This window comes from Hoeflea sp. BAL378, from assembly GCF_000759435.1.
Lineage (GTDB): Bacteria > Pseudomonadota > Alphaproteobacteria > Rhizobiales > Rhizobiaceae > Hoeflea.
The window spans coordinates 1-8,683 of record NZ_JRJG01000178.1 but is presented as its reverse complement, the minus strand read 5'-3'; the positions used below and the strand labels follow the sequence as shown (position 1 = coordinate 8,683).

Sequence of the window (8,683 nt, the reverse complement as noted above, 5' to 3'; positions counted from 1 at the left end):
TCCCGAAGGGGAGCGCCTTTTTCGTGGAAGGCGGTCTGGAGGCCCGCGCTTCTGATACATGCAGCGCCTGAATGCGCCGTGGTCTTGCGACCTTCAGACCATTAACGCGCGCCGGGCCAATTGGTTTCACCGACGCGCGGGAAAGTTCAGGCAGCCTTGTCGAGCCCGTCGCGGCCATGCGGGGCGAGCAGGTCGAGTTCGGGGCCGACCGGCACGATGCCGGTGGGGTTGATGGTGTCGTGGCTGCCGTAATAATGGCGCTTGATGTGCTCGAGATTGACGGTCCCGGCGACGCCCGGCACCTGGTAGAGTTCGCGCAGGTAGCCCGACAGCGCCGGATAGTCGGCGATGCGGCGGATGTTGCACTTGAAGTGGCCGACATAGACCGGGTCGAACCGCACCAGCGTGGTGAACAGCCGCCAGTCGGCTTCGGTGATGCTGTCGCCGGTCAGATAGCGGGTGCGGGTCAGGCGCCGTTCGACCGTGTCAAGCGCGTCGAACAGCTCGGTCACGTGCTCCTCATAGGCGTCCTGCCTGGTGGCGAAGCCCGCCTTGTAGACGCCGTTGTTGATCTTGTCGTAGACCAGCGCATTGATCTCGTCGATCTCCTCGCGCAGATCCTCGGGATAGAAGTCCGGGCCGGGCTTGGCGATGCCTTCGAAGGCGGAGTTGAACATGCGGATGATTTCCGCCGACTCGTTGGAGACGATGGTGTTCGTCTGCTTGTCCCATAGCGCGGGCACCGTCACCCGGCCCGAATAATCAGGCTTGGCCGCGACATAGACCTGCCAGAGGTAGTCCTTGCCGCCGATATGATCTTCCGTGCCGCCGTCGCGGCCGCGGAACTCCCAGCCGTTCTCGCCCATGTGGTAATCGACGATAGACAGCGAGATCGCCTCTTCCAGGCCCTTGAGCTTGCGGAAGATCAGCGTGCGGTGCGCCCAGGGACAGGCAAGCGAGACATAGAGGTGGTAGCGCCCGGCCTCCGCCTTGAACCCGCCGTCGCCCGAAGGTCCGGGCGAACCGTCGGCGGTCACCCAGTTGCGGAAAGCGCTTTCCGAGCGCTTGAAATGGCCGCCCGTCGATTTCGTGTCATACCAGACGTCCTTCCAGACGCCATCTACCAGCATTCCCATGATCGTTCTCCTTTGATGTGACACATAAGACGGAAATCCGGAAAAGCGAAGGAAATGGGGGTGAACGGTGCGTTTTGCATTGGACGACGGCCCCGGGCTTTGCTAATGGCGGATCACATGAAGGAAAACCGGATGCCTGCCACGGCCTTGCGACGACGCTGAAAAGACTGCCACCGCGCTTTCGCGCGCGATCCATCATGTCTTGTCGTCTCATCCGGAAATCCACGATGTTCCACCCTGATCTTGTCTTTCTCACCGAAGACGCGTCCCATGACGCGGCCATAAAGCACATCAACGACGAAGCCTTCGGCCCGGGCCGCTTCGTCCGCTCGTCCGAACGGGTGCGCGAGCAGGGGCCGCATGACCGGCGGCTCTCCTTCGTCGCCGCCGACCGCGGCGAGACCATCGCCTCGGTGCGGATGACGCCGGTCATCGTGGGCGTAAATTCCGGGCATCTGCTCGGCCCGCTCGCCGTGCGTCCGTCGCACAAGAGTCTCGGCATCGGCCGCGAACTGGTCCGGATCGCGCTGGCGGCGGCTCAGAAGGCCGGCAGCGAGATGGTGCTGCTGGTGGGCGACCCGCCCTATTACGCGCCGCTCGGCTTCCGTCCGACCACCCCAGGGGCGATGACGATGCCCGGACCGTTCGATCCGCGCCGGCTGCTGGCGGTCTGCTTCGGCGGCGTCGAGGCGCTGGCGCTCAGCGGCGAAATCCGTCACCGCGACCGCAAGCTCTGAGCGATCCTTCGCGGTCCAGAACAGGCAGGGTGTCGATATGGCCGTTTCGCTGACCTTGAAAGTGGTGCCCGGTTCCTATGGCATAGCGCGACTTGATCCGCAGGCAGCTCCGCCCGCATGGGCAGGCGGAGAAGGGTTCTGGGCGCTCATCCGGGCCGATGACGAAATCACGGTCGTCTGCCTTCAAGACCGGATTCCGGGCCACATTCAATCGGACAGGGGCTGGGCCTGCCTGAGGACAGTGGGCCCGTTCGCGTTCGATGCGACGGGGATCGTCAGTGCCCTTATCGCGCCCTTGTCGGATGACCACATCGGCGTGTTTGTCGTATGCACCTTTGACGGCGAGCATCTGCTGCTCAGTGAGCGCGACCTCGACCGATCCATGGCGCTTCTGGAGGCCAACGGACACCGATTCCTGGGCTGAACAGCCCGAAACCGGCGCGAGGACACCCGACCGGTTTTGAACACTTTATGTCGGTTTCAGACGATTTTATTGCATTGCAGCAATCAAGAGGTTGCAATGCAGCGCTGAAAGCCGTACTTAAATCGATATGACTTATCTAGGCACACAAGCCGAAGACCTGTCTTCTCCGCCACTTCCCTACAGCAAGATTTGCGTTGTCGGCGCCGGGTCGTGGGGAACCGCGTTGGCCAGCGTGGCCCGTCGCGCCGGCCGGCAAACGGCGATCTGGGGACGTGACGCGTCAGTCGTCGAGGCAATCAACAGAAGCAACGAAAATCCGAAATACCTGCCGGGCATTCCCTTGCCCGAAGGGATTGAGGCCACCGCCGACCTGGCCGCGGCGCTGGACGGCGCCGAGGCCGTGCTTCTGGTCACGCCCTCGCGCACCCTGCGCGAGATCTGCCGGCAGATGCGGCCGCATCTGGGTGCTGGCGTTCCGGTCGCGCTCTGCGCCAAGGGCATCGAGGCGGGCACGGGCTATCTGTTGAGCGAGGTGGCCGCCGAGATCCTGCCCGGCCATCAGATCGGCGCGCTGTCGGGTCCGACCTTCGCCACCGAGACCGCGCTTGGCCACCTGACCGCTGCCACCATCGCCTTCCAGTTCTCCTATGCCGACCGGCTCGACACAGCATCGAGCCCCGCCGCACGGCTGGCGCTGTCGCTCGGGTCGGATTTCTTCCGGCCCTATATTTCCGACGATCTCGTCGGCGTCGAAGTCAGCGGTGCGGTCAAGAACGTGATCGCCATTGCCTGCGGCATGATGACGGGCGCGGGCTATGCCGAAAACACCCGCGCGGCGCTGATCGTGCGCGGCATGGACGAGATGAAGACGCTGGCCGATGTGTTCGGCGGCCGCCGCGAGACCGTGACCGGGCTTGCCGGCGCGGGGGATCTCACACTCACCTGCTCGTCGCAGACCTCGCGCAACATGTCGCTCGGCGTCCAGCTCGGCAAGGGCATCCCGCGCTCGCACTGCTTCGACGGCAAGCCGGTCGTGGTCGAGGGCGAGGTCAACTCGGTCTCGGTGATGGACCTGGCGCGGCGGATGAACATCCGCATGCCGATCTGCGAAAGCGTGTTCCGGATCCTGCACCGGGGGGCCGACGTGCGGCAGACCTTCGCAGAGCTGTGGTCGCGGCCGATCGAGGGCGAGCGCCGGGGGCTGACGATCTCGATCGATCATCCAAGTGCAATTCAAGAGGGGGCAGTGATGTGACGGGGGCAGAGACCACAAGGACCGGACTGGAAGGCCGCGCCTTCGTGCTGGCGACAGATCTCGACGGAACGTTTCTCGGCGGCAGCGACGAGGACCGGCAACGTCTCTACGGCTGGATCGAGGACAACCGCGCGACCATCGGGCTGATCTTCGTCACCGGCCGGGATCCCCAGTTCATCGGCGACCTCTGCCGCGAGCGCGGCGTGCCGTGGCCCGATTACGCCGTGGGCGACGTCGGCACCACCATCGCCACGGTGTCGCCGGAGACGGGCGTGGCGCCGATCGCGCATCTCGAGGAAGAGATTGCCGCCAGGTGGGGCAATGCAGGCGACAGGGTGCGGGCGCGGCTCGACGGCCATCCCGGCCTGACCCTGCAGCCGACCGACTTCCGCTACCGCGTCAGCTACGACATCGACCAGCAGAGCTTCGATGCCTCCGCCTGCGAGATCGTGCGGGAGATGGGGCATGACTGGCTGATTTCCGACAACAGGTTCTTCGATGTCCTGCCCGACGGGGTGAGCAAGGGGCCGTCGCTGCGTCGCCTGGTCGAGCACCTGGCGATCAGGCCCGAGCGCGTGCTCTGCGCCGGCGACACGCTCAACGACCTGTCGATGCTCGAATGCGGGCTTCCCGCCGTCGCAGTCGGCAATTCGGAACCCGCGCTGATCGACCGCGTGGCGCATCTTGAGCACCTGCACATGGCAAAGGCTCACGGCGCCGCGGGCATCCTGGAGGCGATCCGCGCCCTCGGCATGCATGACCTACCGGAAGGATATTGAACCCATGGCCAGTGATCTCGTCATCGTCTACCACCGCCAACCCTATGAAGAGGTTGAGGAAGACGGGAAGATCGTCTTCAAGGAGAACAAGAGCCCGAACGGCATCGTGCCGACGCTGAAGGGCTTCTTCGGCCGGGTCGACAAGGGCGCCTGGGTGGCCTGGAAGCTCGCCGACGACGCCGCCAATCCGGATTTCGAGCGGGTCATCGAGATCGAGGACTCCTACGGCAAATATTCGGTCACGCGCCTGCCGCTGACGCCCGACCAGGTGTCGAGCTTCTACCACATCACCTCGAAGGAAGCCTTCTGGCCGATCCTGCATTCGTTCAAGGAACGCTACAATTACGACCCGGTCGACTGGCCGACGTTCCGCGAGGTCAACTGGGCCTTCGCCGAGGCGGCCGCCGCCGAAGCGGCACCCGGCGCCGTGGTCTGGGTGCATGACTACAATCTCTGGCTCGTGCCGGGCTATCTCAGGAAGCTCAGGCCCGACGTGCGGATCTCCTTCTTCCACCACACGCCGTTTCCCGCCGCCGACATGTTCAACGTGCTGCCGTGGCGGCGCGAGATCGTCGAGAGCCTGCTCGCCTGCGACGTGGTTGGCTTCCATATTCCCCGCTACGCGGTCAACTTCGTTCATGTCGCCCAGAGCCTTCTCGAAGTCGGTCCGGTGATCCGCAAGGACGTGAACCCGGATTTCATCTGGGAAGGCACGGCGATGTCGGACCGGCGGGTGCCTGAAGCGGTGATGTACAAGGGACGCAAGATAAGGATCTCGAGTTCGCCGGTGGGCATCGACTGGGACTATATCCAGGAACGGGCGTCCTGCGAGGAGACCCGCGAGAGCGCGGTCGCCATCCGCGCGGAACTGGGCGATTGCCAGCTCATCCTCTCGGTCGGCCGCACCGACTACACCAAGGGCGGCGTCCAGCAGCTCGAAAGCTACGAGCGGCTGCTGCATGCGCGGCCCGAACTGCACGGCAAGGTGCGGCTGATGCATGTCTCAGTCGGCGCCAACCGCTCGATGGCGGCCTATGAGGAGATCCAGGGCGAGATCGAACAGGTCGCGGGCCGCATCAACGGCACCTTCGGCTCGTTCGAATGGCAGCCGGTGGCGCTGATCTCGACGGCGATCCCGTTCAAGGACCTTGTCGCCTACTACCAGCTCGCCGATGTCTGCTGGATCACGCCGCTGGCCGACGGCATGAACCTGGTCTGCAAGGAATACGCCGCAGCCCGCGTCGACGGCGACGGCGTGCTGGTGCTGTCGGAATTCGCCGGCGCGTCGGTCGAACTCTCCTCCGCGGTGATCACCAACCCGTTCTCGCACCGGTCCATGGACACGGCGATCGAACAGGCGCTGGCGATGCCCGAGGAAGAGCGCCGGCAGCGCATGAAGATGCTGCGCGAGACGGTCGAGCGCTACGGCATCAAGGCCTGGGCCGAAGACCAGATGAGCTATTTCAGCGACGACGAAATCCTGTCGAAGGCCGGATAAGCGGACGCTTTCTCAGGCCTCGCACCGGCTTGAACACGAAGGGGGAGGCCATTGCGGTTTCCCCCTTTGCCGTTTCAGCGGCCTTCGCGGAACCAGGTGGCGCCGAGCGCCAGGATCAGGAGCGCCAGGCCCAGGAAGCCGCCGAACAGCGGCAGCGAGCGCACGCCCTTGAGCACGCTTTCATTGCTGGCGCGCAGCCCCATGCGGTCCCCGGCGTTTACCGACGCCGAGCGGGTGGGCAGGATCTGCGGCAGGTTGGAGGCCTCGGCATTGACGCGCACGGTCAGACCGCCGCTTTCCTCCGAGACCGGGCCGATGACTTCGGTGGTCGACACGGTGGCGCGGAACTCGGGCGCGTCGACGGCGCCAACATGGGCGAGCGCGCGCAGGTCGCCGGAGGTGACCTCCACCAGGCCGGGCTCGTCGAGCGTCAGCTCCGCGCGGAACAGGCCGTCCTCGGCCTGGCTCAGCACGAGCTCGCGGGTTTCGCCCGAGGGCAGGGTGATGGTGGCGGGATCGGCGGCGTCGCCCATGGTCTGGCGCTCGACCACCAGCGTCCGGCCCTTGGCGGTGGCGCGCAGCGCCTCTTCCTCGAGCGAGGGTTCCTTCATCAGCCAGTGGGCGATGCGCCGGTAGAGCGCCACATGCGGGCCGCCGCCCTCGAAGCCGCGCGCCCACAGCCAGCCGTGGTCGGAGAGCAGCATCGCCACCCGGCCTTCGCCGTAGCGGTTGAGCACCAGCAGCGGCGCGCCGTCGGAGCCGCGCATCACGGTGTCGCCGACGGTGTCGCCCACGCCGACGGTGCGGAACCAGCGGCCCCAGGCGGGAGGCTCGCTTTCGCCGCCGGGCAGGGTGCGGGTCACCGGATGGCGCTTGCCGTCGTCGGAGAGGCGCGGATAGTAGCCGGCGTCGGTGATCTCGCCTGTCGGCATCGCCGGAAGCGCCGGCGCCAGCGGCGTCTCGGCGATGGATTCCATGCCCGCGAGTTCCGGCCCGGCCGCGACCAGCAGCGCGCCGCCGTCCTCGACATATTGGGCGATGTAATCGTAATAGAGCACCGGCAGCACGCCGCGGTTCTGGTAGCGGTCGAAGATGATCAGGTCGAACTCGTCGATCTTCTCGACGAACAGTTCGCGCGTCGGAAAGGCGATCAGCGACAGTTCCGAGATCGGCGTGCCGTCCTGTTTTTCCGGCGGGCGCAGGATGGTGAAATGCACCAGGTCCACCGAGGCGTCGGATTTGAGCAGGTTGCGCCAGGCCCGTTCGCCGGCATGGGGCGCGCCCGACACCAGCAGCACGCGCAGGTTCTCGCGGATGCCCTCGATCAAGGTGACGGCGTGGTTGTTGGCGGTGGTGACCTCGCCCGCGAGCGGATCGACGGCGAATTCGATGATGTTCTCGCCGCCGCGCGGCAGGTTGAGATAGAACGAGCTCTCCTCGCCGGACATCGCGCTTTCGGTGGAGACTTCCTCGCCATTAACACGCACCGTCACCGACACCGGGCCGGGGGAAGCGGCGCCATCCTCGTTGACGCGGTAGACGATCTCCTGGTCCTCGCCGACAATGCCGAAGCGGGGGCTGCGCACCACGTCGACGCGGCGGTCGACCTCGCCCTCGTCGCCGACGATCAGCCCGTGCAGCGGCGCGTCGAGGCCGAGGCCCGCGAGCGAATCCGGCACATCATGCACCTGGCCGTCGGTGATCATCACGGCGCCGGCCAACCGCGAACTGGGCACGTCGCGGATGCCCGAGGCCAGCGCCTCGAACAGCCGGGTCGAGGGCGACTGGGCGTCGGGATCGGTCACCGCCTCGATGATCCGGGTCTCGAAGGCCGGGTAGCGGGCGAGCCGCTCTGTCAGGGCGGCGAGCGCCGCGTCGGTGCGCGCCCTGCGGTCCGGGCCCATCTGGCTCGGGCTCTTGTCGACGACGACGGCGACCACGCTGGTGACCGGTTCGCGGTCCTCGAAATTGGCCACCGGATTGGCCAGCGCCAGCACCAGGGCCGCGAGCGCCAACGCGCGGAGTGCGGCGCCGCGCATGCGCTTGAGGATGGCCCAGCCGACGAGCAGCACCGCCACAGCGGCGATCGCCAGCAGGAAGGGCAGCGGCAGGAACGGATCGAATCCCAGGGTCATGTCATTGTCCCAGCCGTTCGAGCAGCGCCGGAATGTGCACCTGGTCGGCCTTGTAGTTGCCGGTGAGCATGTACATCACGATGTTGACGCCGGCGCGGAAGGCGTATTCGCGCTGCCAGGGATCGGGTGGGACGGTGGAAAACAGCGGAAATCCGCCATCGTCCACGGCCCAGGCGGCGGCCATGTCGTTGCCGGTGATCAGGATCGAGGAGACGCCGTCGCCGGCGCGGGCCGGGCGCTCGGCCGGATTGTCGCCCGTCTGCGGCGTCGCCTCTACCCACAGCGGCCCGTCCGAATAGCGGCCCGGGAAGGTCTCGAGCAGGTAGAAGGACTTGGTCAGCACGTGGTCGGCAGGCACGGGCTCCAGCGGCGGGATGTCGAGGTCGGAGAGGATCTGCTGCAGCCTGACCGTGAGGTCGCTGGAGCCGCCGCCGAGTTCGGCGATGCGGTCGCGGGTGTCGAACAGCACCGTGCCGCCGCTCTTCATGTAGGCGTCGATGCGGCTGACGGCGCCCGGGGTGGGCAGATCGGCGTCCGTGCTCATCGGCCAGTAGATCAGCGGGTAGAGCGAGAGCTGGTCGGTCTCGATGTCGACGCCCACGGCGGCGCCCGGTTCGAGCGCGGTGCGCGCGGCGAGATAGGCGGCCAGGCTGTCGAGCCCCGAGCGGCTGGTGGCGTCGACCTCGTCGTCGCCGGTAACGACATAGGCGAGATGGGTG

The 8,683-nt window shown here is 66.4% G+C and carries 8 protein-coding genes; 5 read left to right on the top strand and 3 right to left on the bottom strand.

Annotated elements, in window-relative coordinates:
• Positions 1 to 146 precede the first annotated feature (146 nt).
• The gene (locus LL06_RS24435) at positions 147 to 1,136 is read right to left on the bottom strand and encodes a glutathione S-transferase family protein (protein WP_035533251.1); all 990 of its coding nucleotides are present in this window, start codon (positions 1,134 to 1,136) and stop codon (positions 147 to 149) included.
• Positions 1,137 to 1,363: 227 nt separating this feature from the next.
• Between LL06_RS24435 and LL06_RS24430 the strand changes: the two genes are divergently transcribed.
• From LL06_RS24430 to ggpS, 5 genes are all read left to right on the top strand, one after another.
• Positions 1,364 to 1,873, top strand: a complete 510-nt coding sequence (locus LL06_RS24430; protein WP_035533249.1) for an N-acetyltransferase — start codon at positions 1,364 to 1,366, stop codon at positions 1,871 to 1,873.
• Between the two features lie 37 nt (positions 1,874 to 1,910).
• Positions 1,911 to 2,297: an ACT domain-containing protein gene (locus tag LL06_RS24425; protein ID WP_035533247.1), complete on the top strand. Its 387-nt coding sequence runs from the start codon at positions 1,911 to 1,913 to the stop codon at positions 2,295 to 2,297.
• A gap of 127 nt (positions 2,298 to 2,424) precedes the next feature.
• Positions 2,425 to 3,552, top strand: coding sequence for an NAD(P)H-dependent glycerol-3-phosphate dehydrogenase (locus tag LL06_RS24420; RefSeq protein WP_081964176.1), 1,128 nt, complete (start codon positions 2,425 to 2,427; stop codon positions 3,550 to 3,552).
• Entirely contained in the window at positions 3,549 to 4,331 is a 783-nt protein-coding gene (locus tag LL06_RS24415) for an HAD family hydrolase (RefSeq protein ID WP_035533242.1), read from the top strand. Before LL06_RS24420 ends, LL06_RS24415 begins: the two co-directional genes overlap by 4 nt.
• Before the next feature lie 4 nt (positions 4,332 to 4,335).
• Positions 4,336 to 5,829: a glucosylglycerol-phosphate synthase gene (gene ggpS, locus LL06_RS24410; protein WP_035533240.1), complete on the top strand. Its 1,494-nt coding sequence runs from the start codon at positions 4,336 to 4,338 to the stop codon at positions 5,827 to 5,829.
• Positions 5,830 to 5,903: 74 nt separating this feature from the next.
• On the opposite strand, the gene LL06_RS24405 is transcribed toward ggpS, so the two are convergent.
• Both LL06_RS24405 and LL06_RS24400 read right to left on the bottom strand, forming a co-directional pair.
• A complete protein-coding gene (locus LL06_RS24405; protein ID WP_035533238.1) occupies positions 5,904 to 7,964 on the bottom strand; it encodes a membrane protein in 2,061 nt (686 codons plus the stop codon).
• A gap of 1 nt (position 7,965) precedes the next feature.
• On the bottom strand, positions 7,966 to 8,683 hold a 718-nt coding region (locus LL06_RS24400), incomplete at its 5' end, for a DUF4159 domain-containing protein (RefSeq protein WP_035533236.1).